The sequence below is a fragment of the Kitasatospora sp. NPDC057965 genome (assembly GCF_042887135.1).
Taxonomy (GTDB): Bacteria; Actinomycetota; Actinomycetes; order Streptomycetales; family Streptomycetaceae; genus Kitasatospora.
On the sequence record NZ_JBHVPZ010000001.1, the window covers coordinates 105,647 to 132,515 of the forward strand.

Consider the following 26,869-nt stretch of genomic DNA (forward strand, 5'->3'; position numbering starts at 1 on the left):
CAGCCGCAGCTCCTCGGCCCGGCAGGCCCGGGTGCGGCAGGCCCGGTCGGCGGCGGAGGCGTGGCTAGCGCGCGGCGGTGACAGGGACGGGGAGCATGGGCAGGCGGGTGGGGAAGTGGATGGCCAGTGCGGTGGAGCGCACCGGCCCGGTGCCGGCCGGGGTCAGGTGCCAGTGGCGGGTCACGGTGGCGAGGATCGTGATGATCTCGTTGACGGCGAACGCGGAGCCGATGCAGCGGTGCGGGCCGGCGCCGAAGGGCAGGAAGGCGCGCCGCGCTTCGACGGTGGGCTCGATCCACCGGTCCGGGTCGAACCGTTCGGGCGCGGGGAAGAACGCCGGGTTGTGGTGCAGGACGTAGGGGCTCCACAGCATCAGCGTCCCCGCCGGGACACGGTGCCCGCCCAGGTCGAGGTCGGCGTGCGGGGAGCGGGTGAACAGGAACGCCGGCGAGTGGAACCGCAGCACCTCGTGGACCAGGCGGGGCAGGTAGTCGAGGCGGGTGATGGCCTCGTACGTCACCGGGCCGTCGCCGAGGACGTCGTCGAGTTCGGCCTGTACCTTCCCCGCGACCTGCGGAAGGGATCCCAGGACGTGGAACAGCCAGGCCAGCGTGCGGGCGGTGGTCTCGGACCCGACCGCGAGCAGCCCGGCGCACTCGTCGTGGATCTGGGCGTCCGTCATCCGCTCTCCGCTCTCCTCGTCCCGTGCGTCCAGCAGCATGGACAACAGGTCGCCGTGCCGAACCCCGGTGGCACGGTAGTCGGCGATGATCCGGTCGATCACCGCGTGCATATCGCGCAGCGACCGCTCGTAGCGCCGGTTGGTGGGCAGCGGGAGCCGGAACGGCAGCTGCGAGGGGAACAGGGCCCGCATGGCGACACCGGTGGCCACCGTCGGCATCGACCGCATCGCCACCGCGGCGGCCTCCTCCGCCACTCCCGGCGCCGAGAACAGACACACCGTCACCGCTGCGGCGCTGATCCTGAACATCTCCTGGTCGACCGCGATGGTGCGGCCGGCGTGCCACCGCGCCGACATGTCCTGCGCGACGTCGCGGACGAGTTCGGTGTAGGCGCCGAACCGCGAAACCGAGAACGCCGGCCGCAGCAGCCTCCGTTGACGTTTGTGGAAGTCCCCTTCCGAGGCGACGATGCTGTTCCCGGTGACCGCCCTTCCCCGTTCGAACAGGGCGCCCTTGTTGAAGTCGTGATTGCGGGTCACCAGGACTTCCCACACCGCCTCGGGACTGACCAGGAGATGCGCCCGCTGGGGTCCCAGCCGCAGCACGGCCACGTCACACGTTCCCGCCAGGGAGGACAGGAACGCCAGCGGCCGGCGCCACAGTTCCCACGCGTGCCCCAACAGCGGAAGGGCACCGGGGGCATCGAGCACCCTCGATCGATCCATCATTCGAACTCCAGAAGTGTCGGACGACGTGATCTCCGGCCCGCTGCACACCCCCGGCAGGCGCGGTTCAGGCACGCCGGGAACCGGCGCTCAAAGGCACCGGACACCGGCGGTGCGGGTGCCCGCCACCGGGGCGTGCGCCGGTTGAAGCCGGTTGAACGGGATGACACGGCGGTTGGGGCCAGCGGGAGGCGGTGTGGCCGTGGCAGGCGAGCGCAAGAGGGGATCAGCAGAGCAAGGGGGACCATTCGCCGGTCGGTCCGGTGTAGCGGGACGAGGGGTCCGCCGCCCACCAGAGGCGATCGAGCGAGGCGAGGATCGAGTAGGTGCCGAGGGTGTTCAGGCAGCGGCAGTCGGTGTACTTGGTGCGGTAGGCCGCCTCGATGAGGGGGACTCGCTGCTGCCAGGTGGCGGTGTCGTAGCCGCGGCATCCGGGGCAGTTCCGGAAGTGGACCAGGCAGGTGTGGAGCAGGTGGTCGTAGCGGGCTCTGTCCTGGCAGCGCGAGCGCAGGTCGTAGTCGTCGGGGGTGGGGCTGGGCGGCAGAGGGTTGAGGGTGTTGAGTACGGGGTCGCCGTAGGGGTCGACCTCGGCTCGCTTTCGGCGGGCGGGGGTGGTCAGGTGGTCGAGGAGGACGTCGGCTTGGTAGCGCGCCATGTAGACCTGCCAGACCAGCAGTCGGCCTGCGATGTGCAGGGCCCAGTCGGCACCTCGGTCGATGGCCCAGGCCCAGACATCGGTGCAGAACCGGCGGACCATGTCGACACTTTCCACGCCGGTGTGGGCGGCGGTGAAGGTGAGGGCGTTGTAGTACTCGTTGGCGATGTTGTCGTGGCGGCGGTCACAGGCATCGTGCGTCACCACGGCGGCCAGCGCGACCGCGTCGATGGTGTTGTCGTCTCCGGTGAGTGGGCCCTGCTCGTGGCGGGCTTGGAGGGTCAACGCTCGGATCGCGGCGTTGATCACGCGGTATCGGACGGTGCGGAGCTCGTCGTCGGGGAGACGAAGCCGTTCGGCCTTGGGGTGGAGGACATCGGCGTAGATGGCTTGGGTTGACGCCAGCCAGGCGTCCATGATCTTGCGTTCCTCGCCGTCGGCTGCGTGGTCGTGGTGGACGTGGTTGATGTACTCCACGACGCGTTGAGCGCAGATGTCGAGGGTCTCGGGCATCTGTTCGGCGAAGTGGTAGTAGTCGGCGAAGGAGTCGAACAGGCTGACGGAGCAGGATCCGTGCACGCACTCCCGACACAGCCGGTTGTTGTCGACGAGGCACCAGGCGTACCCGTAGGTCTGTTCGGCCACTGCGTGCCAGAAAGGGGTGTCGGGTGCCGGGATCGTTTCGGTCATGGCCCGCAGCAGCGCCGTGCCACGGGCGGCGAAGCCGCGGCGGCGTGGGGCGTCCAGGGCGAGGGGAAGGTCGGGGAAGTCCTTCAGGGCCCGGGTCTTGGCCAGGTTCTCTTCGAGGGGGATGCCTTTCATGTGGGAGTCGTAGGTGCCGACCGGATTGCGGCTGTCGAACAGCCGGGTTCCCACAGTTGGGTTCCAGCTCTTCCTGAGATCGGGAATGCGTCGCATGTCGGCGGCGAGGCGGCTCGCGGTCAGCCCGTCGGGCCGGAAGAGGTCCGGTCCGTACAGAGCGGTGGCGATGGCGGAGTCTCCTCGTTCGTGGAGGTGCCCTGCTGTGCCCATGAGATGTCGTCCCCAGCGTGGTCGTTGCACCCCGTACACCTTCAGGAGAGTTCTCTCCAGTCGCGGCGTCGTCAATCTCGCGGAATCACAGGGGCACGAGCGTCCGGCGTAAGGTCCGCGACATGACGACCACCACCAGCGACGCCCCCTCCGCCGACGAGCTGCGCAACAAGCTCGCCGACAGCCTCACCGCCAAGAACACCATCCGCACACCCGCGGTCTTGGCCGCGATCCGCACCGTTCCGCGCCACCTGTTCGTCCCCGGCGTCCCCCTCGCGCAGGCGTACGCCGACGACGCGGTGTACACGAAGACCGACGCCACCGGCGCCTCGGTCAGCGCCGCCTCCCGGCCGACGATCCTCGCGATGATGCTGGATCAGCTGGGGATCCAGCCCGGCGACAGGGTCCTGGAACTGGGGGCGGGAACCGGCTACAACGCAGCCCTGATCGGCGCCCTGGCGTCGCGGCCGAGATCACCGCGTGGGACGCCGGCTTCCGCGAGCGCACCGTGCACTTCGCCATCCCGGCCGCCGTGCCGGACGCCGCCCCCGCCCGGGGGCGCTTCGTCCTCGAGCGCCCGTCCACCCCGATGACCGTCACCTGGGAGTAGCAGCCGTGGACCCCGTCGGACCCCTCGCCCGCCGCTTCCCCCTCGTCGCCCGGACCCGCCCCGTCTGCACCCCGCTGTCGCGGCGCGTCGCGGACCCTGCCGTCCGGGCCCGCAAGGCCGGGCACGAGCGCGACCTCGCCGAGGCCGCGCTCGTACACAACCGGGCGGCACTGCTGGCCTCCGACGCGGGTCTGCCCGGCCTGGCGCGCACCTGGTGCCACCGCCAGGCGAACGCGCACCTGCGCTCCCACCCACCCGTCACCACCTGCCTGGCCCTGCTGTGCACCGACCACGACCGCGACCGGGCCCGGCTCCTGGCCCACTACCGCAACCTGGACCTCGCCCACCCAGGCCTCGACGTCTTCACCACCCGCCTCGCGCTGTCCGCCATTGACGCGGCCGTCGGGATCGACACACTGCAGGTCTACCCCGTCGCCGTCGAACTGATCGACCGCACCCTCGCCCGACCCGACGGCTGCACCGCCCGCGACCTGCTCGCCCACCCCGACTGCACCAGCCTCCTCAGCAGCCACCAGCACGACCGGCTGACCCGGCAGATCACCGCGTGCGGGCTCGGCGAAGGCACCCTCCCCGACCCGCCGCGCGAAGAACTGGAGACCGCGCTCGACACCACCGAAAAGATCATCGACGACCTGGCCGGCGGCTGGCGACGGCAACCCCCAGGTCAGCGGCCCTGCCGTCGAGCCGCGCCGGAACGGCCGGGGATCGAAAAGAGCCGGGCTCGCCGGGAACCGCCAGATTCCAAATCGGCTTGATTGCCCCATTCGAACAGCGACAGGATTCTTGCCCATGGAAGAGACCTGGAAAATCGTCAACTCCCTTGCAACCGCGCTCGACAAGCACTTCGACCGCAGTGACGAGCTGCGCTGGACCGTCCAGGCCCTCAAGCTCCAGGAAGAGGCCGGGGAAGTCGCGGAAGCCGTCATCGGGGCACTCGGCGCCAACCCCCGCAAGGGCTTCTCCCACGACTGGGACGACGTGCGCAAGGAGACTTGCGACGTGGCGCTGTCCGCCCTCGTGATGCTCGCCCGGATGGGCGGCGACCCCCCGCCGGTTCTTCGACGAACACCTGCGCCAGGTCGCCGCCCGCGATACGAGCGGCAGCGCACCGGCCTGAGCACCCAAGCCGCAGCCCGGGGACGGGAGTCCGCCCCCGTTCCCGGGCTCCACGCCGCGCCCACCCGCTGACGGAAGGACCCGGATGAGCAGTAGGCCGAACAGCGCCGAGGAGGTCTCCGACAGCGAGCAACTGCTGTTCGGGGGGCCGATGAAGTACGACTACGGCTGGGCCAAGCACGAGATGGCCAGCGGGGAGGTGACGTTCTGGTCGGTGGCCCGGCAGATGCCGCGGTTCCTGCGGCTGGCCGGCCGGATGGCGTGGCAGGCCGACCCGCGAGCCCTGGTCGCCCTCGTCGGCGCGGAGGTGCTGCGCGGCCTCGCGGCGGCTGCCGCGCTGATCGCGACCAACCGCGCCCTGACCGCGCTCCTCGCGCCCGGTGAGGTCGGGCACGTCCTGCGTGCCGCAGTTCCGGCGGTCGCCGCCGTGGGGCTCTTGGCCGCGCTCTCCTCGGTCCTGTCGGTGGTATCCGGCTGGGCGGGCGGGACGTTGGAGCCCGCCGTGTTCCGCCGCGCGACGGTGGAGTTCCTGGGGATCGTCAGCCGGTCCGAGCTGGAGGCCATTGAGGACCCGGAGTTCCTCGCAGAGGTCGACAGCGCCCGCTGGGGCGCGATGTCCCTGCAGAACATCATCGGCCAGGCAACCTCCGTCCTGACCGCGGGCCTGTCCCTGATCTCCGCAGCCGGTGTCCTGTCCCTGCTCCACCCCGCGATGCTGCCGATGCTGGTGCTGATCACCGCGCCGCGCGGCTGGGGCGCGGTGCTCACCGCGCGGCGCCAGTACGCCTCCACCCGGGCATGGCTCCAGCACTCCCGGGCCAGCAACGCGTTGGCCGACATGATGATCCGCCCCTACTCCGCGGCCGAGCAGCGCGTTCACGCGAGCGGCCCGTTTCTGCTCCACCACTACGGTCGGATGGCCGAGTCCGCCGAACAGGAGCAGGCCCGCCTCGCCGGCGCCCGTGCCCGCACCGACCTGCTCACCGCCACGCTGGCCGGTATCGCGACGACCGGCGCGTTCGCCCTGCTCGGCTGGCTCGTGCTGAACGGTTCGATCCCGCTCGCCGCCGCCGGCACGGCCGTGGTGGCCATCCGGACCGGATCGGCGAGCATCGGCGGCCTCGTCTCCCAGGTCAACCGCCTCTACGAGGAGTCGCTGTTCGTCCGCGATCTCGACCAGCTGCGGCGCGAGGGCCACCGCCGGGCGATCCCCACTGGGGGAACACCGTTGCCCGAGCGCCCGGAGACGATCACCGTCGAGAACGTCACCTTCAGCTACCCCGGCCGCGACACCCCGGCACTGGACAACGTCAGCCTCACCATCCCGCGCGGGAAGGTGGTGGCTCTCGTCGGGGCGAACGGATCGGGCAAGTCGACGTTGGCCAACATCCTGTGCGGCGTCTACCAGCCCCACCAGGGGCGGGTGCTGTGGGACGGCATCGACACCGCGACCGCCGACCGCCACGAGCAGTTCCGCTCCGTGGCCCTGCTCGCACAGAACTTCCAGCGGTGGATCTTCACCCTGCGGGCCAATCTGCTGCTGGGGCGGCCCGAAGTCCCCCTCGAACAGAAGCACCTGGACACTGCCGCCGACTACGCCGACCTCCAGCCGGTGATCGAAGAACTGCCCCGCGGATGGAACACTCTCCTCGCCAAGGGCTTCGAGGGCGGTGTCCAACTCTCCGGCGGGCAGTGGCAGAAGGTAGCCCTGGCCCGCACCCGCCTGCGCCTGACCACACCCGACACCGCCAACCGCCTGCCTGCGCTGGTCGTCGTCGACGAACCCACCTCCGCCCTCGACCCGCAGGCAGAGGTCGAAGCGTTCGAGCAGATCCGCCAGCTCACCGACCTGGGTATCACCGTCATTCTGATCACCCACCGCCTCGGCGCGACGGCGAAGGCCGACCAGATCTTCGTCCTCGACCACGGCCGGCTCTTGGAGGAGGGCAGCCACGCCGACCTCATGGCCCGCCGGCCCGCAACCCGGTACCGGGCGGCGTATCTGCTGCAGGCCCGCCAATACGACACCGACATCCCCCACCAGCGCGACACCGACCCGGCACAGGACACGCCGGCCCCCGCCCCGGAACCTTCCTGACCCCGCCGGGTGGGAACCCACCCGCCTCCACCATCTCCTCGGCCACACCACGACGAAGAGGACCTCCGTGCTACAGCCATCCGCCCTGCTCGCCGTCGTCGCCCATCCGGACGACGAGGCGCTCCTCGCCGGCGGGGTCCTCGCCCGGCACACCGCGCGCGGCGCACGGACGGCGGTGGTCACCGCCACCTGGGCCCCGGACACCCAACGCGCCGCCGAACTCGCCGACTCCCTGGAGATCCTGGGCGCGGGCCGGCCGACGATGCTCGGCTACGCCGACCACCGCGTCCCGGAGTCCGTACCCGATGAGTGCGGCGACGCCCTCCCCGGGGCGGCGAACCTTGATGCGGGCGTCCACCACGTCCTCCTGCCCTTCGTTGGCGGACCTGTCCCACCTCGATCCGGACGGATGCCCTTTCTTTGGTTCATCCGTTCTCTCGGTGCCGCCACCTTGCCGCGAGTAGCTTGTCGGTGTGGCCGCCACGGGAAAGCGGCAAGGGAGGGAACTGATGGGGCAGCAGTTGGCGCGAGTGCCGCTTGACGGCGGGGGCTCGGTCCTGGTCGAGGCCGCAGACGGCGCGATCGGGCCGGTGAAGGCGGGCCGGGTCGGCGATGCGATCCGTGAGCTGCCGACAGGGTTGAGCGCCGCCCTGGAGCCGGTCAGCGATCTGGCCCGCACTGTGCTGGCGCGGTTGCGCGATGCGGGGCCGGCGGAGTTGGAGGTCGAGTTCGGGGTCGATCTCGCCACGGAGGCAGGGGTCGTGATCACCAAGACGGCCGCGAACTGCCATCTGACCGTGAAGCTGACATGGCGCAGGGAAGACGTCGACGCCGACACCGGTCCTATCCGCGCACCGGGCGCCGCGGCGGCGGACTGATCCCGTGGATGCCCGGCGTGGCCCCCGCACTCCCGATGTGCTGACCGCCGCGGTCGCCCAGATCCGCGACGGGGACGGGACGGTGCTGGGAACGGGCTTCCTGATCGCCGAGAACCTGCTGATCAGCTGCGCACACGTCCTGGACGACGGTGGTTACGGTCCCGGGGACGTGGTGCAGCTGGTCTTCCCACGCCTGCCTGGTACTCCGGCGCCGACGGGCCGGGTCCTGGAGGAGGGGTGGCGCGACCGACGGGAGGAGGACATTGCCCTGGTCCTGCTGGACGACGTGCCGGTGGGCACGGCCCCGCTCGTGCTGGGATCTGCGGTGGGCTGCCGTGGGCACCGGGTCCGCTCGCTCGGCTTCCCCATCCAGGCCCCGCCAGGCGGGCACTTCGGCTCGGCCGAAGTCGTCGGGCTCCTGCCGGCAGCCGACCGGACCGGTGATCTGCTGCAGCTGACCGGTGCCAACGACCTGACCACCGGGTTCAGCGGCGGGCCCGTCCTCGACGAGGCGACCGGCCTGGTGGTCGGCATGGTCACCGCGATAACAGCGCCTGACGGCCGCGGCCGGGGTCAGGGAATCGCCTACGCCACACCAACCGAAGTGCTGCGGGGGGCTCGGCCCTCGCTCAAGGTGGGCGCCGTATCGCCGTACCGAGGGCTGGAGGCGTTCGCCGCCGAGCATGCCCGCTGGTTCCGAGGCCGTGAGGAGGCGGTGCGCCAGGCCGTGGCGATGCTGGGGGGCGGGCCGCGGGTGGTGCTGCTCCTCGGGCCTTCGGGAGCGGGCAAGTCCTCCCTGGTCCAGGCAGGGGTGCTTCCCGAGCTGGCTGGCGGGGCGGTTCCGGGCAGCAAGCGTTGGCGCCGGACGGTCGTACGGCCCGGCCCCGACTTGCAGGCTGCCCTTGAACAGGCCGGACTGCCCGTGGACGCCGACGCAGGCGACGGGGCGACTCCGGCCGGCCGACTGGAGGCCGGCCCGGCCCATGAGCGCGTGGTGCTCGTCGTGGACCAGTTTGAGGAACTCCTCGCATCCACGAACGGTCCCCGGACGAAGGCCCTCGCAGCACTCACCTCCCTCGCTGGGGCGATCCTGTCCACCATCCCCGCACCCGACGTGGTCCTCGTCCTCGTCATGCGCGACGACTTCTACCCCCGGCTGTCCGCCCTGGCCCCCGAACTGCTGCAGGCCGCGTTGGACGGGCGCGGCGTGCTCAATGTGCCCGCCATCCTGACGAGTACGGAACTGACCGCGATCGTCACTGGGCCCGCCGGCGACCTGAAGGTCGACTTCGAAGCGGGGCTGGCACAGCGGATCGTCTCCGACGTCCTGGCGCTCAACCCCAGCACTGCAGCCGGCCTTGAGGCCCCGATCACCGTGCTGCCACTTCTGGGAGTCGCGCTCAGCCAGCTCTGGGAGAGCCGCCTCGACCATGACGGCCGCCTCACCCACGACGCCTACCGCCGCATCGGCGCCGTGACCGGAGCCCTGACCGACTGGTGCGACAGCGCCCTGGGCGAACTCGACGAACACCAGCAGCGCATCGCCCAACGGGCCCTCACCGCCCTGGTTCACCCCGCCGACGAGGCCCTGAACATCCCAGCAGCACGCCAGCAGCTCCCACTCGGCGAACTGCGCGAACTCGCCGCCGACGACGACACACCCCAGGCACTGGAGGCCGTCGACGAAGTCCTGACCGTCCTATCCCGGCACCGCGTCATCACGACCGACCGGGTACAGGAGCCGGGGCCGACCGACCCAGCGGTCGGAACACCGATAGCCGAACTGATCCACGACGCCCTCATCCGCGACTGGCCCACCCTGCGCCGCTGGATGGAGCAGGACGCCCGGTTCCACGACTGGCTCCACCGTGCCCGCACCCAGTACACCCGCTGGCAGGAACAGCACGACCCCCGGGACCTGCTCGCAGGAACGCTCGTCGCCGAGGGCACGGACCTGGCACGCCACCGCCGTCTGCCCGCCGACCTCGCGGCATTCCTGGACGCGGGCCGACGCCGCCAGGAAGCCGCCGTACGGAACAGCAGGCGCCTCAACGCCGTTCTGGCGATCTTCCTCGTCCTGGCCATGCTCACCTCGGCGGTGGCGTTCTGGCAGCGGCAGAAAGCCACCGCCGCCCAGCACACTGCCCAGTCCCGACAGCTCGCAGCCCAGTCCACCGCACTCCTCGACACAGACTCGGACCTCGCCTCCCTGCTCGCCGTCGCCGCCTACCACACCGACCCGACTGCAGAGGCAGCCACCGCCCTCCGCGCCGCCGCCGCCCTTCCCCTGCGCCGCCGCCTCACCGGTCACAATGACGCGGTGAACGCGGTGGTGTTCAGCCCCGACGGCCGCACCCTCGCCACCGCCGGCAGTGACGGCACTGCGCGGTTGTGGGACATGGCTACCGGCAGGACCCTCGCCACCTTCACCGGCCACAATGACGTGGTGAACGCGGTGGTGTTCAGTCCCGACGGCCGCACCCTCGCCACCGCCAGCCGGGACGGGACCGCGCGGTTGTGGGACGTGGCCACCGGCCGGACCACCACCACCCTCACCGGTGCCGTGAACTCGGTGGCGTTCAGTCCCGACGGCCGCACCCTCGCCACCGCCGGCAGTGACGGCACTGCGCGGTTGTGGGACGTGGCCACCGGCAAGGCCATCACCACCCTCACCGGCCACACCGACATCGTGACCGCGGTGGCGTTCAGTCCCGACGGCCGCACCCTCGCCACCGCAAGCTTGGACGGCACTGCGGGGTTGTGGGACGTGGCCACCGGCCGGACCACCATCACCCTCACCGGCCACACCAAGAGGGTGACCGCGGTGGCGTTCAGTCCCGACGGCCGCACCCTCGCTACCAGCAGCTGGGACGGCACCATGCGGTTGTGGGACGTGGCCACCGGCCGGACCACCACCACCCTCACCGGCCACACCGGCCTTGTGGGCTCGTTGGCGTTCAGTCCCGACGGCCGCACCCTCGCCACCCCCGGCAACATCGGCGCTGCGCGGTTGTGGGACGTGGCCACCGGCCGGACCACCACCACCCTCACCGGCCACAACGGCCTCGTGACCGCGGTGGCGTTCAGTCCCGACGGCCGCACCCTCGCCACCGCCGGCAGTGACGGCACTGCGCGGTTGTGGGACGTGGCCACCGGCAAGACCACCGACACCCTCACCGGTCACAATGACGTGGTGACCGCGGTGGTGTTCAGCCCTGACGGCCGCACCCTCGCCACCGCAAGCCGGGACCATACCGCGCGGCTGTGGACCCGGGTCCCGCCAGCTGCGGCGATCAGAGCCATCTGCGAGGCTGTCGCCCGCGACCTTGCCCCCGAAGAGAAGACGGTGTACCTGCCACCCGATCAGGCCGGCCAGTCCGTCTGCCCGCAGGACTCCGAAAACCAACTGCCGATCGGATAGGACCGATCCGACTGCGCACGCTGTCCCATGAGCTTCCCCTTCTCTCGGGCCGGGTGGTTCCGGGACCAAGGTTCGCCGCCGTGCCGGGCGTGGCGGCAGAGCGTGAGGGGCGGTGCGCGCAATGAGTGTGCCGGAGGTGACCTTCGGCGCCCTTATGACTGCGAGCTCGGTATGGCTCCGGGAAGGGCTGTCGCAGGTTGCTGTCGAGCGTGCCGGTGGCCGGACTGCCGGTCTACAAGGGCAGCAGCCCGGCCCACCGGTCTCGGTCAGCTTTCCAGGTCGTAGACCACAGTGACCGGGGCGTGGTCGCTCCACCGCTCGGCATGGGTGGCGGCGCGTTCGACGTAGGCCTCGACCGCCTTGGCGGCGAGGGTGGGGGTGGTGACCTGGAGGTCGATCCGCCAGCGGAACGACGCCTTTTCGAAAAAGGTCCACCCGTTCGAGCGCAGCCTGTTCGAGGGTGCTCGCTGGCCTGGGCGGTAGGGGATCTCCTGTGAGCATCATGACGGCTTCGGTGCCGGTTCGGGCGGTGGTTGGTTCGCGTGTGTCGGACACGCACGGGGATGAGGGCAAGGTGTCGCACCTGGTGCAGGCGGAGTCTGCGACGCGGCACGCGCTGGCGAAGGAGTGGGAGATCGTCGGGTCGTTCGAGGACCTGGACGTCTCGGCGGAGATCACGCCCTGGAAGCGGCCGGACCTCGGGCCGTGGCTCACCGATCGCCAGAGCGAGTGGGACGCGATGGTCTGGGCCAAAGTTGACCGGGCGTTCCGCTCGGCCAAGGACTGCGCGGACGTCGCCCACTGGGCGGAGGAGAACCACAAGGTCCTGGTCTTCACCGACGACGGCATCACCCTCGACTACCGGGAGGGCCGCGGGTCGTCGTTCGGGAACGAGCTGGCCAAGGTCTTCCTAAATGCTGGCCTCGATCTTCGCCGAGATGGAGCTCAAGCGGATCAAGGCCCGCGTCACTGCCGCCCACAAGCATCTGCGGAAGACGGACCGCTGGGCCGGCGGGCAGCCGCCGTACGGGTACCGGATCGTCGACCGGCCTGGCGGAGGACGCACCCTTGAACCGGACCCGGTGACCTCCGAGGCCGTCCGCTACATGGGAAAGCTCCTCCTTGAGGGGCAGAGCCAGTGGATGATCGCCACGGCCCTCGAAGCAGCCGAATTCGATACACCAGCCACCCACGCGTACAAGAACCAGGGCGACACCTACACGAGCAAGCGCAAGACGCCACCGTCGAACCACTGGAACCCCACCAGCGTCGGCAAGATCCTGCGCTCGCCGGCAACCATGGGCCTGAAGCTGACCGGCCGCTCCGTGAAGACGCGAAAGATTGCCCGCGATGCGAAGGGCCTGCCGATTCGGATGGCCAAGCCCCTGTTCACGGACGAGGAGTGGGCCGCGATCCAGGCTGCGATGGACGAGCGGTCGGTCACCAAGGAACGTTCCAACGGTGCCTCGCCCTGGCTCGGCGTTGCGCACTGCGACCGGTGCGGTGACCGGTTCTACCGGCAGGTGAACATTGCCAAGAATAGAAGGACCTACGAGTACTACCGGTGCGCGAAGACGGCCGGCAAGCCCGCGTGCAAGGGCCAGTCAGTCAAGGGCGAGCGCGTCACGGCCGCGATCGCCGGCCTGGTGGAGCGCCTGGCCGGGCTGGCGATGACGGTGCGCAGGTTCATCCCCGGCGAGGACCACACCGAGCAGCTCAGCCACGTCACGCAGGCCATGAAGGATCTTCGCGAGGAGAAGCGCCGCAACCTGTTCGACTACCCCGGTGGTGACGACGAGTACTCTGAAGCCCTAGAAGTCCTGGTCGACGAACGCCGCCGCCTCGCGGCCCTCCCACAGCGCCCCTCGGCCTGGGTCGAGGTGGAGACCGGCCAGACCTTCGCCGACGCCTGGACCCGCGCTGACCAGGAACACCGTCGCCAACTCCTCCTCGGTCTCAAGGCCCGCCTCTACATGACACCCACCATCGAAGGCTGGTACCTGCCCAGCGAACTCACGGAGAGACTGCCGGTCATAGCACCCTCGGTGGACGAGTGCATGAAGGGGGCACTCTGACCTCGGCATCCAGCAGGTATCGTCGGCGACGGACCACCCTTGACGGCGGGAAGACGAGCTGTGACTATGCCTGTCCTGATCCCGGGCAATGCCGAATTGTGTGACATCACTGGTGACCGGGTTCCAGCCGCCCCGAGCCAGAGGGGCGGATGTGGACACCTTTCCGGGGTCCGTTGAGGACAATCGCCATTCGTTCGCCCTCGACAGGTCACCGCCAGCTACAGGTGGACAGCGGCTGCGGCGATGCCTTTCGGGCTGCCGAAAATGATGGTTGGCTGGTTGTCGACCGGTCTGGTGATGTCGGGCGGCTGTACGGCGAGCGTGGTGACCGGAGCTCCTGTGACCAACCGCAGGATTTCCTCGCCAGCGTGGCAGTCCCACACCCGGATTGTGGTGTCGTCTGTGCCAGCGCTGACCAGGAGGGGTTGGGAGCGGTTCCGATGGTGCAGAACTGCCAGCGCGCCCACCTTGCCTCGGTGTCCGAAGAGGGTCGGCAGGGCCTCGTGGCGAGGGACGAGCGGATCCCACAGTCTGATCGCGCCATCGGCGCCGCCGGTGGCAAGAAGGAGATCGGGCGCGGTGGCGGGGGTGAGGAAGGCCAGGCTGCGCACGGAACCGATGTGTGCAGGCAGGGATCCGACCGACGAGGCGTCCGGGCGGATCAGTCGGACCGTCTTGCCAGCCGCGGCGATAAGCGGCGCCTCGGTGCGGACCCGCGTTGCAGCCAAGGCCCGCACGGGTCCGTCGGCGTAGAACGTCTCGCGTTCGGGCTTGTCGCCGTCTAGGGAGAAAATGGTGACCCAGCTCGAATCGATGAACCCGGCGACCACAGCCGGGCCTTGGCCCGGCGTCTGGGGCAGGAAGGCCAAGCGGTGGATGGCCGGCCGGTTTCGGCGCGTGGACCTGACTGGCTCGTGCAGGACCCGCCGCTCAACTCCGGTCAACGCGTGCAGGGCCCCGTTTGCGTAGGCGACCGCGAAATCTGGGGTTTCGACGGCAGCCGCCAAGGCGACAACCCCGCCGAGTGGCTCGCCGACGTGGTCATGCAGCAGTTGTGCGGGCAGGCCCGTCCCCGCCGCATGCACTCGAATTCCGCCGCGCTGATCGGAGCTGATGAGGCGCGCCGGGCCGACCCGCTGAGGGACGAGGGCGATGTGCTCGGCGGACGGGTCAGTGATCGGCGCGTGCGTGGTGTCGTCATGGCGAGGGTTCCAGAGACGAATGACACTGTCGAGCGAACCTGAGACGAGTAGCGGATTCCACTGCGTGCCGAAAACGGCAAGTCCGCGCACCGCTCTGGTGTGTTCGGTCGGCAAGGAGAAGGCCCGGTGCCCAGTCAGCGTGTCGAAGAGATTGATGCTTCCGTCGACCCCGCTGCCAAGAGCCAGGAGCGGCTCGTGGTAGTGGTCGTCGTAGATGGTCATGGAGGCGACCGACTGGCGGATGGGAGCGTGCTGCTGCACCTGACCACTGAGGGGGTCGAAGAGCCGCACGCCCTTGCCCGAGCGGGAGGCGGTCGCCAGGCGGGGCTTGCCCTTCCGGGTGGTGAAGGCCTGGAGGGCGGCAGTGCCCAGGCCTTGGGCTGTCAGATGGCGGACAGGTTCGAGGGTCTCCGCGTCCAGGACCGGCACGCGATTCCCGTCCTGTCCGATCGCTAGTAGCGTCTGCTCTGGAGAGACGGGGATCGCCTCCAGCGCGTGCACCGCCAGCACTCGGCGGTCGTGGGGACGTTCTTCGACCTCGTAGGGCTGTCGGGTGAGGCCGTCCCCGGTGTATGGGTCGATGTTGAATACAACGCGCGGTGTGGCGACGGCGAGTCGGGGGGCGCCATAGCGGGTGGTGGTCAGGGCGAGTGCTCGAATACGACCGCTCACGAGCCGCCGGGTTCGGCCGGTTTCCGGGTCACACTGCCACAGTCCGGTGTCGCTGCCAACCACGAGTAGCGGGTCTGCGCGTTCTGCTCTCGCTGGAAGCACGACCGCGGCGCGCACTTGGCGGCCGAGTCCGGTCAGAGGGGCGCCGAAGGGCACGCCGGTGTGGGCATCCCACATGGTGATAGTTCCGTCCACGTGGGCGGCCGCGATGACGGCTGACCCGTCGGCGGTGTGGAAGGCGACCAGCTTCCAGATTCCGACGGTCGTGCCCGCGAGGACGTTGGTGGGCAGCTGGAGGCGGTTCCACCGCGGCGCCAGCATGGGCAGCCGTGGTGGTGCCCCCTGGCAGGCTGGAAGCTCCGCGTCACCGGCTTGTTCAGCCAGCGCAAGGCTGTCAGCCCGGGCGGCGGGCGGGGCGTTGCCCAGAAACGGCTCGATGCGGGACCAGGCCGCGAGGCGCAGGGCGGTGGCATCGGCGGTGACGGGCAGCCCGAGGGCGCCTCGGACCCGGCCCTGTGACTCGAATGGCAGAAACGACGCGGGGACGTGCTCGTCGTCGAGGACGTTTCCTGCGGCCGCGTGGCCGATCAGGTGACGGCGCAGGTATGGGTGGGGCGGCTGCTCCGGCAGGTCAGTCAGCAGACTGATGAACGCCTCAGTGAGCCGCCGGTGGGCCGGGGCGCCGTCGGGGGCGGGGTCGTCAGTGAGGTGTTCGAGGCCGGGCAGGGCTTGCACGACAGGGGTCTGTGGCAGCAGCAAGGTGTCCGGATCAGTGCGCAGCACCTCTGCGACGCGTTCGTGGATGGGCCGGTAGACGGTTCGGCCGTCCTCGACGGCGGTAGTCAGGTAGCCCGTGAGGCGGCTGTCGCGAACCACGCGGATGCAGGCCTCGGGCGACTCGCAGCGCGGTTCAAGACCGCGGACGGCAGCTGGCCACACCCTTGCCCAGGGGAGACCGGCTCCGAGTGCGAACGCCGTTGCACGCAGGACCGCCAGCAGGTCCTCGGGCCGGATGCGGCTGTGTTCGGCGACATCTGCGAGGTCCTGCCTCAGCAGTTCCTCCGTCCCTGCCCTCAGCCGGCTGCGCCATACCCAGTCGTCTGCCGAAGGTAGGAAGTCGGCGCCGTGCAACTGCTGTGCCGCCAGGCGGGCGTCCAGGAAGGATGGGGCGACCTCGAGTGCGACTGCGGCGGCTGTTCGGGCGACGTCGTGGTCGCCTCTGGATAGCAGCCGGGTCCCCGTCGCTGGAGTGGCGCGCAGCAGGGCGGCAGTGTAGTCGGCGATGTCGTTCCTGGCGGTGTCGTCGTCGGTGCGCAGGGGGGTTCGGGCGCTGGTGGCCTGTTGCAGGAGTTCGAGCAGGCCGCGTCCGCTCTCTCCTGTGGGCATCCCCTGTGGGCGGTGGGTGCTCGGTGAGCTGCGGATGCCGAGGATGAGCCGTACAGCGCGCGAGCCGTCGGAGTGCGGGGCGGCCAGTGACCGCAGGACGTCGGTGATGATGCGGCGGGGGCTGCGCGCCTCGTCGATGCCGTCGACGACGACGGTGAACGGCCGACCTCTCGCCGATGACGCCGTGCGGACGTACGCACGCAGGTGTTCGGTGGTGTCGCGGTCGGAGGGAGCGGGTTGTCCGGTGAGGGCCTTGTAGATGGCGGCGGACAGTTCCTGCGGGTCGGTGTTCCGGGCCAGGACTGCGGCGTCGACGGCGTTCTGGGCCACTTGGAGGTGCTCGGGGATCGTGTCCAGGTACGGCTGGTAGGCCGGGTCCGCACGGAACCGGGGGTCGCTGAGGGTCACCAGCCGGGCGAGGAGAGCGCTTTTGCCGGAGCCGGCCTGGCCGGTGACGACGAGTGCGCCGTCGTCGCCGGCGAGGAAGTCGTTCATCTGGCTGATGAGGGAGGCGCGGCCGGTGAAGTACCAGCCCACGTCGCCGGACATCTGGCCGGTGGCTCGGGTGATCCAGTAGTCGTCCAGCTCGGCTCTGCTCCACCCGACCTGGCTGCGGGCGTCCTCCACCAGGGTGGTGTCGGCGTGTCCGGGATTGGGCAGGCAGGGGCTCGGTTCGCTGGCGGCGAGGCGACGGCCCACGCTGGACGGTGGCCAGAGGACCTCGATGTCGGCCATCTCCGTGGGGTTCCAGACCGTGCCCAGGACGGTGTGGAACTCCTCCCAGCTGAGGTGTGAGCGGGCGTAGCCGCTGGTCTCGTCTGCGCAGTGGGCATGGACGGCGGCCAGGGCGGAGGTGAAGGCTCGCAGACGCGGTGTGCTGTCCTCATTCCCCGCTGCCAGGACGACCAGAGTGTGCAGGGCCTTCCGGTCCGGGTGGAGTGCCTTGAGGCAGCAGTCCAGTTCCGCCCTGAGGCGGCCGGAGAAGCAGGAGTCGACCATGACCAGCACGTGCTCGGCCCGGGAGTCGAGCGCGGCTGTGACGAGTTCGGCGGTCGGAAAGGCCGTGGAGAGCGGCCGTTCCAGTCGCGTGTCTGTCAGGCGCAGAAAGTGCTGCGACCCCTGAGGGGCCAGGCCGTGGCCGGTGATGTAGATGATGAGGGCCTCGTCCTCGTGGGCGCCGACGAGGTCCTCGTCGATGAGGAACGCCCGCAGGTCGTGGACGCTGTGCAAGGGCTTGGGCGGATGTGAGGGCGTGAAACGACGTCCGTCATCCAGGCCGGCGCCGCCCCACCAGTCCTCTACAACCGCGACCTGTGCGCTGATCCCGGCCTGGAACTTCGTCCGATCCGCCTGCGTGCCCTCGTCGTACTCGCTGACAGCGATCAGGACGAGGCGGCGCCTGAAGGTGGCAGGGACCTGGTTGTCCGTCACGTCCACGTGCCGGTGACGGCCTGGGCCACAGGAACGGTGCGCAGGTACCGGGTCGCGGCGTGCGGATCGATGCGGCCGTTGTCGACCTGGACGTCGATGACGGTGGGCGCCGCTGCGGTCAGGCCAGCGCCGCCGGTGATGACGTCCCCGGGGTCGAAGACGTTCACCCACCGGATGTGCGGCGGCAGCGCCATCGCCTCCCCGTCGGGGACCGCGAGGCCGCGCCGCACGGTGGGGATCGCCAGTGGCGAGCCGCAGGTCACGAAGGTGTGCAAGGCAGTCCCCGTCGCGCCCGGTGCGGCGATCTCCGCTCGCCGGATCAGGTCGTAGGCGATCACGCTGCCCAGGGAATGGCCGATGAGGACGCTGGTGCGCTCGCTCGCGGCCTCGCTCACGTGGGCGCGCACCCGGGCAGCGAGGTCGGACTGGGTCAGGTACAGGTGGACCTCGCGTAGCGCGCCGATGAGCTTTGCGACCGCCCCGCAGGGCTTGCGGCGGTCGTAGGCCATCGCAAGGCGGGTGACGCTCGCCGGCCACAGCTTGGGCAAGCCCAGCGTCGTCGGGTCCGTCTGGGCCGCGTAGGCGCGCTCCTCGCTCGTCAACAGGTCGTCGAGGGCCTGGCTTACGAACGCCTCCTCCTCCGTGGTGAACGGGGTGAGGTCTGTAGGCACCAGGTCGGCGCCGCTCAAGCTGTCGGATTTCTGAGCCAGCAGGGCTGTCCAGTGGGGGACTTCCACCGCGGGCACGGCCGGCGACCCGCCCGGGGCGTCAGCCGTGCCCCGCAGCAGGCCGCCGACGCCTCGCTCGAGGGCCTCCGTCCAATCCTTCGTCAGCTCACGCCGCGATGTCCTGCCCTGCCAGATCCCGTGTACTCCGAGCACATGCTGCCGTTCCACCTGCTCGCCCACCCCTCACTCCGCCGTCACGCCACGGTGAGGGACCACTCTAGGCGGTGGCCGCCTTCGAAAGGTGATCGCGCCTGGAAGCCCCACAGCCATGCTCATGGGTTGGTCGCTAGTGGGGCCAGCGGCTGGGCTTTATCGGCTTCGATGGCTGCAGTGATGGCGAAGTTGAGTTTTGCGGCGGCGTGACACTCCGGAGGGATCTGGAGTTTGGCGGTGTCGAGGTCGGCGAAGCCGACGGCCAGGCCCGAGCCTTGTCCGTCTTCGTCGGCGACCAGGGTGCACACCTCGAGCAGGGTCTGGACTGCGATGAGGTGGGCCTGCTCGTTGGGGGTTAGCTGTTCGGGATGGTCCTGGTGGGCGAGGACGGCTACTTGGCCATGGGCCACTGCCTTGGCGACGTGGTCCGGGGCTTGGGGTCGGTCTGGGTTCTGGGCCCAGTCTGGCGGGCGGTGGGCCCGGCGTACCAGATCGTAGGAATATGCGTGCAGTGCCTTCGCGGGTTCCTCCAGCGCTGCTTGGGTCGCCCGGCCACGCAACGGCAGGCCCAGAGCGTCGAGCAGTCGGGGAAGACTATCGGGGAGCAGGGGCAGTGCCCGCCCGAACGGGGAGGCGTGGATGCCGACCGGAAGGGCTTCGCCGTCCTCGACGGGGACGAGGGCGACCCGGCAGCGTAGGTCGGCCTCCCGGCGCTGCTCGTCCGTCCACCCGCGAAGCGCCTCGCAGGCGACCATCCACTGCTCGAACGGGACCGTGATCGCGACCTGACGGTCCAGCCACGCGGCGAGCGGCGCAGAGTCGTCGGCGAAGCCGGTAGCTGCCGGGGCCACACCGGCATCGCCCAGCACCTGGGTCGCGGCCTGCAGCGCGCGGTCCAACACGTTCCGGAGGGCTGCGTCGACTGCGGCGTCGAGCCTCGCGTGATCGGACGAGCCCCGGCCCAGCGCAGCGGACACTGGTGGTTCGTCGACGGCGGACAGCAGTCGCGCAGCACGCCTGACTGCGGTGACCAGTTCCGCGGGCAGCGTGTCCCCGATACCGGCGTACACCGGTGCACCCTGCGTGATCGCGCCCTCCAGGTCCGCGACCGTGTCGGACAGCCTGGCGCCGGCGCCGCGCAGCCCATGGGGGTTGCCGGGCGAGTGTGCGACCTGGTTGAGGCAGGACGCCAGTCTCTCCAAACCTTTCTTGGCCAAGTCCTGACGTGCCGTGTCGAGCACCGCGTGGTCCTCGCCCGCGGCGGTGTAGGTGAGGGACTCGGCCTCGGCAGGGGAGAGCGGCGTGGCCAGGTCGCTGGGCTGCGGGGGCAGGGCGGTAGCGGCCTCGTGTGCGCGCTGTACCTGGGCCATCCACATCTGCCGGGCCGGCACGGTGTCGCGTGGCCGCAGTCGGGAAGGGAGTTTGTCGAGCAGTTTCAGTAGGTCCCGGCTCAACTCGGCCTGGGCCCGGCAGCGCCGGGTCCAGCTCCCGGTGCCTTCGGCTTCCACCGCCATGGCGTGCAGGGCGACGTGCGAGGCAACTTGGGGTCCGCGCCGCAGCACGCCAGCAAGGATGTTCTTGACCCCATCGGTCATCTGCTCGATCATCATGGGCCGTCCGTTGGCGTGCCAGAGTTCCGCGTGGATGACGTCGATCTCAGGGCAGGCATCGAATACTCGCCGCATCAGGAGCACGATCTGGGAGTTCTCCGACCGTGGATCAGCCCCTGGTTCGGGCATGTACGCCGACTTCGGTGAGGGTTCGTCGCCCATGAGGGAGTAGGAGATCACCCGTGCCGTGCAGGCCTGGTCAGGGGAGTACGTCCAGTCTCGTGCCAGGCTGCTCCCACCCCTGGCACGCAACTGCCGTACCGAAGTGAAGGAGACCTCGACGCTGTGACCCAGGAGGTTGCTCGCAACGGCGTCGGCCGCCCGAGCCTCCACGTCACCGAAGATCTCCGCGACCGCGGGCCCCCGTAGGTCGGCCAGTACGGCCAGCGAGGCGGTGAACTGCGCGCGTAGGTCCGCCGCGACGCCGGGATCACTCCCAGGTGGACTGGGGAGGGCGGGAATCCGATCCCGATACGCCGCGCTGGCCTGGTCGCCGCTGAGGCAGATCAGTGTCTCGGCTGCCTCTGCCAGCCGGACCGCGGCCTTGATCGGGGCACCACACAGCAGCCTCATCAGCCCGTCCGCCCCGAGGGCCCGCCCCGCGGCCGGCTCGGCCTGAGGCTTGCGTGCGGGTAGCAGCGGCACGAGCACATCCAGGATGTTCGGTCCCGGCAGGTCGCTGATGTCCATCCCGTCGGTGGCAAGCCAGGCCAACCGCAACAGTTCCACCCTGTCGACCTGCGCGGGACGGACTGCGTCGGCGACGGGCAAGCACGCGTACACGTGCGCGAGGGTGTCGATCCCGTCGGCGACCTCCAACAGCGCGGCCGCCCGTGCCGCTGCTCCGTCGACCGGTGCCTGCCCGGAGAGACCTCGCAATTGCTCGCCGATGTATTCCGTCAGCGGTCGCAGCGCGTAATGGAGCTGCGTCAGCCGCTCGTCCGCGCTCAACGGGTTTACGACCGGGCCACACGACTTCGCAATGCGCATCGCCGCACGCCGAAGTGCCAGTGGACGGGCTGCCGGTCCGAGCGCCATCACGGCCGCAGCGAGCGTCGCTCCGAGCGCGGGATGTCCCTGCTCGTGCAGCAACTCCAGCAGCACCTCAGTCCGCAAATCATGCAGCCCTCGCAGACCACCGACTCCGACGTGGGTGATCATGTGTTCGCCCAGCAGGCGTCGCAGGGCATTCTCTACTTCACCGGCAGACCGTCCCAAGGCGGTCGGCACGGTGTCGGAGATCGTCTCGAAACCCAGGGCATGTGTGGCGCAGACCAGGCGCAGCAATTCCCGGTCGACCTGGCGCTGCTCCTCGTTCAACCGGTCCACCTGCTCGGCCAGAACCTCCCGCAGCCGACGCCCAGTGGTCACCAATGCCAGGAACTCCATCAAGAGTCCACCCGCCCGTGCGACGGCCTCCTCCCGTTCCATCTCCACCGTTACCCCGGAGGCGCACACCGCTTGATGCACCTCCGCGGCCGCACTCGGTGTCAACCGTGCGTCCACGATCACGGCCCCGCGCGACAGTGAAGCTGTGAGGTCCTCCTGCCGGGCCGCCGCCATGATCTGCACCCCCGGAAGCCCCAGCAATCTGTCGCGGGCCTCGGCCCACGCACCGGTCCTGGCACGGCCCAGGTCGTCGATGCAGACCACTACTCGGTTCTGCTCTGTGGGTTGGGCACGCTGGACATGCCGGAACAACAACTCCGCGTCCGACGATGTCTCCACCCGCAAGACACGCAGCAACTGCGGTCCGGCCTCGATCAGGCGTGCACATCGCCACAGCAGGGCCGACTTTCCACTGCCGCTGGGACCGGCGATGACCACCTGCCCGCGGCTTCCCAGAGCGTCCAGGACCGCTTGAGACTCCTCGGGCCGCACAACGTCCAGCCCTGCTGCGATGTGGCTGGGGAGCACGCTGACACCCTCGTAGAACCCGCGGGCGTCCTGCGGCGATGGGGCCAGGAAGTCCACGGGTTCGCAGACCCCGGCCTTGACGGCCTCCTCGAGGGCGTCGACGCTCACCTCTCGGGCCAGCCGGGCGGCCATGGCATCGAGGTCGGCGATCGTGCGGACGCCGACGGTGGCCCGGCTAGCCTGGCGCTGCAGGGCCGCGACCTGCTCCAGGTCGTCCTGCAATTCCCGCCGTAGCCTCACGGCCAATGTCGGATGCAAGCCGAGGCCGGCCAGCAGATGTGTGACGGCGGCCTGCCCCGGAGCATCCTGATGGACAAGGTGCGTGCGCGCCACCACCATCGGCGCGAGCCCCTCGTCCAGGCCAGCTCCCTTCAACTGAGCCTTCAAGGCCGTCAGCAACGTCTGTCGGACCGCGGCACCGGTCGGCAGCGCAGAAAGGGCGGCATCCAGGGTCTGCGTCCACCCGGTGAGCGGAAGGGAACTGCCGAAGGAGCCGTTCGTGACCACTGCCAGACGAGTGCTCGGCCCCGTCGCGCCGGGACCGGCCTTCGCCGCCTCATCGCTGAGTTCGACGCCCAACGCAGCGTGGGCCAGGATCCCCGCGAGCTCTGCCGCCGCGATCTTCGCGGCACCCGGCCCCCATTCCTTGCTCTGCACCAGCAGCCTCGAACCATCGACAAGTTGACAGTCGATGTCCTCCAGGCTCTCCGGGATCACCGCCGTCACCGGCAGCCCGGGAACCGTACCCGTCCGGCCGGCCACCAGCAGCATGGCCGACGAGGCTACCTGGTAGGTGACACCAGCCACGTTCGCCGCCCCCGAACGCAGTTGAGCGAACAGCTCGTCAAGATCGGTGGCGAGTGGCTTCGGCTGTTTGCGCTTCGCCTGCCCCGCACCCTTGCCCGACACCCTTGCCTTGCCGGAAGACCCCAACGCTCAACCCTTCTCTCGTCATAGCTACCAGGCGCTTTGCAAGGCCCACGTCCGACCCAGGTCCGACTGCATGGCCGCAGCGGTAACGAGATGGATCGCTTTCCCACGGCCCATGCCGGTCCGGTCGGTCGCCAGGCGGACAAGATGATCCGCGACTCGACGGATCGCGGCGACCCAGTGCCCCGGCTTGTTCAGCTCCATACTCGCCGAGCCCACGATCCTCCCGTCCACGACGGCCGCGCCTCCTCTAACCCCTGCCCCTCGGGAAACGCGTACGTCCGCCCCTCGGCCGTGATCACGGAGTGGAACGAATAGATGCCCGGCCAGTCCTCATCAGAAGCAACACGAATTTCCGTCCGCCCCACCTATCGGCCTACCCCTCACTCCACCCCGTCAATTTCACCCCCACCCCACCCGTCCCGACGGGGCCCGGCTACTCGACGTCCTCGTACTCCTCGTCGTCGTCCTCGTGCTCCTCGTCATCTCGACGATCCACGGCCGGGGAGTTCACGAGGATGTCGCCACCCAACTTGCGCACCTCGTCGATGATGCGGTTCTGCTCCTCGGCCGATCCGAACGGGTGCGAGGTGGTGGCCCGTGCCTCAGGAGCTTCCGCGAGGGCCATCAGCCGCTTCACGGCCTGCCGCGCGTCGTTCACGGCACGGCGCAGGGCTCGCCGCTCGGCCGCCAACTGGGCGTGGATGGACTTATCGGCGCTGGCCTTCTCCTTCTCCGAGTTCTGCTCGTCCTCGACCTCGCGAGCCTTCCCCGGGTCGGAGAGCACCACGATGCTCCACTGGCTGAGTGCTTCGGGGGCCACACCCCCCGCGTCCTTGCGGATCTTGTCCTCAGCCGTGAGGTCGACCGCCGGGACGGAGTACATCGTGGCCGTGTTGCGTCCGAGGAGCTGCGTGTCGGTGAAGGCGTTGAGGCACTCCCGCTCCGGGTCGAAGGCCTTGGCGGCGAAGGCCAGGGTCCACAACCCCTCCTCGGACTCCGTGAGCCCGGCGATGATCTGGTCCGCGTTGGCGCGGAACGGGACCGTCCGACCCACCGCCGACCCGACGTTGCGCGTGATGAGCTTGTCCGTGATGAGCGCGACCCCTCCGGCCACCGCGAGGGTCTGCCGCGCACTCTCGTTGCCGTTCAACGCGGGTTGGACGAGTTCGGCGAAGTCCGCCGTGGGAACCGGCTGCCAGTTCCCCATGACGCCCTTGGTGAGCACGCCGCCGTTCGCCCAGGCGTTCCGCGCTTGTTGGAGCGATCCCGCCTTGTACCCGCGCCAGGGCAGGTCGATGACCGGCCCGAGGAGTTCCGCGTACCCGGCCGTCCTCATCTTGCTGGTGCCCTTGATGTCCTTGGCGAACCGCTTGACCTGCTCGAAGATCTCGGGCCGGGTGAGGAAGTTCACCAGGTAGACGGCCCGCCAGAGTGCTGTGCCCGGAATGCGGTTGTTCTGGAACACGGCGGGTAGTTCCGCCGGCTTCCGGCGACCGATCGCGAGCCCGGTGATCTCCTCCAGGAGATTGTGCTGCGGCAGCCCGGGAAGGCGGATGCGGCTGATCGCCCGGGTACCGACCTCGACGTTCTGCGCTGCCGCGTCCCAATGCCGGAACTCGACGTGGATCGAGGCGAGGATGGAGCGGATCGCGTCGTCGAGGACCTCCTCCGCGGAGAGCCCGGCCGAGCTGTGCCGGTGGACGCCGACCGTGACCTGGGCCGGCAGGACAAGGGTCTGGCCAAGGCGCACCGCGCGGTCCGTCGGCTGCGCCTCGTTCACTCCGCGCTGGAATTCGGCGAGGAAGCCGACGAGTGCCTCCTGCCGGCCGAGCGCCATGCGCTGGCTGAGCGCCTTCTCGCTGGCACCGCGCCGCTGGGGCTTCTCGGCGGTCAGCACCTTGAGAGCCGTCGCGGCGATGTCGTCGGCGTACGGTGCTTCCCCTTCGGTGAGCAGTGCCCAGGCACTGGTCAGACGCGTGATGCCGTCGCGCACGGCGAGGACGTCGATGTGTTCGCTGCCGTCGGCGAACTCGAGCCGGCACGGGTGCGCGATGACGGCACGGGTGATCCGCCGGGCCAGGATCGACCGGTCATAGGGATTCGGATTGGCGTGTCGAGTCTGCTCGATGGTCTGCGTCAGGTGGTCCCGCAGATGATCGCGGTCGCGGTAGCGGTAGACGACACGGGCGTACGGACGTCCGCCCTCGTCCACATCGCCGTGGACCTCCGGATCGTTCACGGGCAGTGCTCCCTGGCTGGTCCGCGGCTGGTGCCCCGGGAACAGTTCGGTCAGCCATACCCTGGTGTGGAGCGAGCGGAGCGTTGCCCCCTCCACGTGTTCTTCGATCAATGCGGGCGCCTGCCCCTTGGAGGAGCGCAGTTGGGCTGCCGCCGCGTCGGGGGAGACGACGGCACGAGCCACGACGTGCCACCCGTCCTCGTCCAGTGAAGCGCCCTCGGCTGCCAGACCCGCTCGAACCAGTGCGGAACGATCACCCGCGGTGGTGGGAGTCGGCAGGGTCCGCTCGAATCCTGAGACCGTGAACTCCTCCCCCGCGAAGCGGAACGAGATGCTCTCGGGGTCGCTCGCCGGTGTCACGACACTGGATCCGTGGTCGCCATCTTCCTCGTCGATGACCTGTGATTCGCTGGCGTCAGACATGTTCTTCCTTTCAGGAGACTGTCAAAGTTGGTTGATTTCCCTCGATTGCTCCACTGGCTGGCCACTGCCTCGGCAGTTAGACTGGGGAACGCAGTCAGGGCTCGCGCCCCGTGCGCGTGCCAGGTCTGCTTTCACGGACCCCGGCCGACGGCCGGGGTCTCGTCATACCGCCGCCCTGTCCGATCCCTCGGTCAACTCCGTTCCGGAGCCGGGGCCTTCGGCAGGTACCGGCCGAACCAGCCCCACATCATCCGCTTCGCCTCCTGCCTGGCGATCGACTGGCACGCGGCGTGTGCCACCAGGTCCGCCATCTGGAGCCACTCCGAGGTGTCGGCCGGAGCCTGCGCGGCCGGCAGTGGGATCCATCGGGGGTTCACCAGCCGGTGGACCTCTTCGTAGAGCCCCTCGGTCCCGTCCCCGTCGACGATCAGCCCAGCAGGTTCACCGATCTCGGCCAGCCGCCGGTCCAGGCGACGGAGCAGCCCCTCGTAAGCCCGCCGCTTCGCCGTCCCCCAGTGCGAGGGCTCTTCGGCGTAGACCGTCACGATGTCGAGTGAGGGCCAGGAGCCGATCACGGAGAGGGCCTCCTGGGCCATGCGGTACCGCTCGATCTTGCGGGGATTCAACCCGCCCGGACGGCCACGCCCTCCGAGGAAGTCGGTCGCGTGCAGCTCGAAACCGACTGGCACGCTGTGCTCGTGGATCCACCGGTGGCGCATGTTCTGCCAGTTGGCTAAGACTTCAGGGGCCAGTACGGGGGAAGACCCGATCGCGGTGTAGAGCGCGAGGCCAGTCTTGGGGATCCCGGAATCGTCGACGTACCACAAACGGTCGACCGACTGATGGGCGTTGATGGTGGTT

Annotated in this window: 15 protein-coding genes and 2 pseudogenes; 9 read left to right on the forward strand and 8 right to left on the reverse strand. The window is 69.7% G+C overall.

Annotated elements, in window-relative coordinates; all coding sequences use genetic code 11:
- Positions 1–64: 64 nt before the first annotated feature.
- Both ACFVVU_RS00395 and ACFVVU_RS00400 read right to left on the reverse strand, forming a co-directional pair.
- Complete coding sequence (locus tag ACFVVU_RS00395; protein ID WP_387787195.1) at positions 65–1,411, reverse strand: cytochrome P450; 1,347 nt, start codon at positions 1,409–1,411, stop codon at positions 65–67.
- A gap of 223 nt (positions 1,412–1,634) precedes the next feature.
- Positions 1,635–3,095, reverse strand: coding sequence for a hypothetical protein (locus tag ACFVVU_RS00400; protein ID WP_387787197.1), 1,461 nt, complete (start codon positions 3,093–3,095; stop codon positions 1,635–1,637).
- 122 nt (positions 3,096–3,217) lie between these two features.
- On the opposite strand from ACFVVU_RS00400, the gene ACFVVU_RS00405 reads away from it, so the two are divergent.
- From ACFVVU_RS00405 to ACFVVU_RS00435, 7 genes and pseudogenes are all read left to right on the forward strand, one after another.
- Positions 3,218–3,688 carry a hypothetical protein gene (locus tag ACFVVU_RS00405; RefSeq protein WP_387787200.1) on the forward strand — a complete coding sequence of 157 codons (471 nt, stop codon included), beginning with the start codon at positions 3,218–3,220 and terminating at the stop codon, positions 3,686–3,688.
- A gap of 22 nt (positions 3,689–3,710) precedes the next feature.
- A complete protein-coding gene (locus ACFVVU_RS00410; protein ID WP_387787202.1) occupies positions 3,711–4,481 on the forward strand; it encodes a hypothetical protein in 771 nt (256 codons plus the stop codon).
- Between the two features lie 34 nt (positions 4,482–4,515).
- A complete protein-coding gene (locus ACFVVU_RS00415) occupies positions 4,516–4,914 on the forward strand; it encodes a MazG-like family protein (RefSeq protein ID WP_387787204.1) in 399 nt (132 codons plus the stop codon).
- Between the two features lie 13 nt (positions 4,915–4,927).
- The gene (locus tag ACFVVU_RS00420) at positions 4,928–6,940 is read left to right on the forward strand and encodes an ABC transporter ATP-binding protein (protein WP_387787207.1); all 2,013 of its coding nucleotides are present in this window, start codon (positions 4,928–4,930) and stop codon (positions 6,938–6,940) included.
- Between the two features lie 67 nt (positions 6,941–7,007).
- A pseudogene (locus tag ACFVVU_RS00425) lies at positions 7,008–7,244 on the forward strand (PIG-L deacetylase family protein); the annotation flags it as partial.
- Between the two features lie 205 nt (positions 7,245–7,449).
- The gene (locus ACFVVU_RS00430) at positions 7,450–7,818 is read left to right on the forward strand and encodes a CU044_2847 family protein (protein ID WP_380683898.1); all 369 of its coding nucleotides are present in this window, start codon (positions 7,450–7,452) and stop codon (positions 7,816–7,818) included.
- A 37-nt stretch (positions 7,819–7,855) separates the two neighbouring features.
- A complete protein-coding gene (locus tag ACFVVU_RS00435) occupies positions 7,856–11,239 on the forward strand; it encodes a trypsin-like peptidase domain-containing protein (RefSeq protein ID WP_387787209.1) in 3,384 nt (1,127 codons plus the stop codon).
- Between the two features lie 266 nt (positions 11,240–11,505).
- Here ACFVVU_RS00435 and ACFVVU_RS00440 read toward each other — a convergent pair.
- Positions 11,506–11,643, reverse strand: a pseudogene (locus tag ACFVVU_RS00440) (exodeoxyribonuclease III); the annotation flags it as partial.
- A gap of 98 nt (positions 11,644–11,741) precedes the next feature.
- On the opposite strand from ACFVVU_RS00440, the gene ACFVVU_RS00445 reads away from it, so the two are divergent.
- Together ACFVVU_RS00445 and ACFVVU_RS00450 are read left to right on the forward strand one after the other, a co-directional pair.
- Positions 11,742–12,311: a recombinase family protein gene (locus ACFVVU_RS00445; protein ID WP_387787714.1), complete on the forward strand. Its 570-nt coding sequence runs from the start codon at positions 11,742–11,744 to the stop codon at positions 12,309–12,311.
- A gap of 10 nt (positions 12,312–12,321) precedes the next feature.
- On the forward strand, positions 12,322–13,314 hold the full coding sequence (locus tag ACFVVU_RS00450; RefSeq protein ID WP_387787717.1) for a recombinase family protein: 993 nt from the start codon (positions 12,322–12,324) through the stop codon (positions 13,312–13,314).
- A gap of 218 nt (positions 13,315–13,532) precedes the next feature.
- Here ACFVVU_RS00450 and ACFVVU_RS00455 read toward each other — a convergent pair whose 3' ends face one another.
- From ACFVVU_RS00455 to ACFVVU_RS00475, 5 genes are all read right to left on the reverse strand, one after another.
- Complete coding sequence (locus ACFVVU_RS00455; protein ID WP_387787211.1) at positions 13,533–18,011, reverse strand: AAA family ATPase; 4,479 nt, start codon at positions 18,009–18,011, stop codon at positions 13,533–13,535.
- The gene (locus ACFVVU_RS00460; RefSeq protein ID WP_387787213.1) at positions 18,002–18,913 is read right to left on the reverse strand and encodes an endopeptidase; all 912 of its coding nucleotides are present in this window, start codon (positions 18,911–18,913) and stop codon (positions 18,002–18,004) included. Before ACFVVU_RS00460 ends, ACFVVU_RS00455 begins: the two co-directional genes overlap by 10 nt.
- Positions 18,914–19,005: 92 nt before the next feature.
- Positions 19,006–23,346, reverse strand: a complete 4,341-nt coding sequence (locus ACFVVU_RS00465; RefSeq protein WP_387787215.1) for a hypothetical protein — start codon at positions 23,344–23,346, stop codon at positions 19,006–19,008.
- 433 nt (positions 23,347–23,779) lie between these two features.
- Positions 23,780–26,008: a hypothetical protein gene (locus ACFVVU_RS00470; RefSeq protein WP_387787217.1), complete on the reverse strand. Its 2,229-nt coding sequence runs from the start codon at positions 26,006–26,008 to the stop codon at positions 23,780–23,782.
- Between the two features lie 191 nt (positions 26,009–26,199).
- Positions 26,200–26,835: a hypothetical protein gene (locus ACFVVU_RS00475; protein WP_387787220.1), complete on the reverse strand. Its 636-nt coding sequence runs from the start codon at positions 26,833–26,835 to the stop codon at positions 26,200–26,202.
- Positions 26,836–26,869 lie beyond the last annotated feature (34 nt).

Coding starts and splice junctions, on each gene's coding strand:
- ACFVVU_RS00420 (WP_387787207.1), top strand. CDS start 4,928: ATGAGCAGTAGGCCGAACAGCGCCGAGGAGGTCTCCGACAGCGAGCAA.
- ACFVVU_RS00405 (WP_387787200.1), top strand. CDS start 3,218: ATGACGACCACCACCAGCGACGCCCCCTCCGCCGACGAGCTGCGCAAC.
- ACFVVU_RS00430 (WP_380683898.1), top strand. CDS start 7,450: ATGGGGCAGCAGTTGGCGCGAGTGCCGCTTGACGGCGGGGGCTCGGTC.
- ACFVVU_RS00395 (WP_387787195.1), bottom strand. CDS start 1,411: ATGATGGATCGATCGAGGGTGCTCGATGCCCCCGGTGCCCTTCCGCTG.
- ACFVVU_RS00445 (WP_387787714.1), top strand. CDS start 11,742: ATGACGGCTTCGGTGCCGGTTCGGGCGGTGGTTGGTTCGCGTGTGTCG.
- ACFVVU_RS00415 (WP_387787204.1), top strand. CDS start 4,516: ATGGAAGAGACCTGGAAAATCGTCAACTCCCTTGCAACCGCGCTCGAC.
- ACFVVU_RS00470 (WP_387787217.1), bottom strand. CDS start 26,008: ATGTCTGACGCCAGCGAATCACAGGTCATCGACGAGGAAGATGGCGAC.
- ACFVVU_RS00400 (WP_387787197.1), bottom strand. CDS start 3,095: ATGGGCACAGCAGGGCACCTCCACGAACGAGGAGACTCCGCCATCGCC.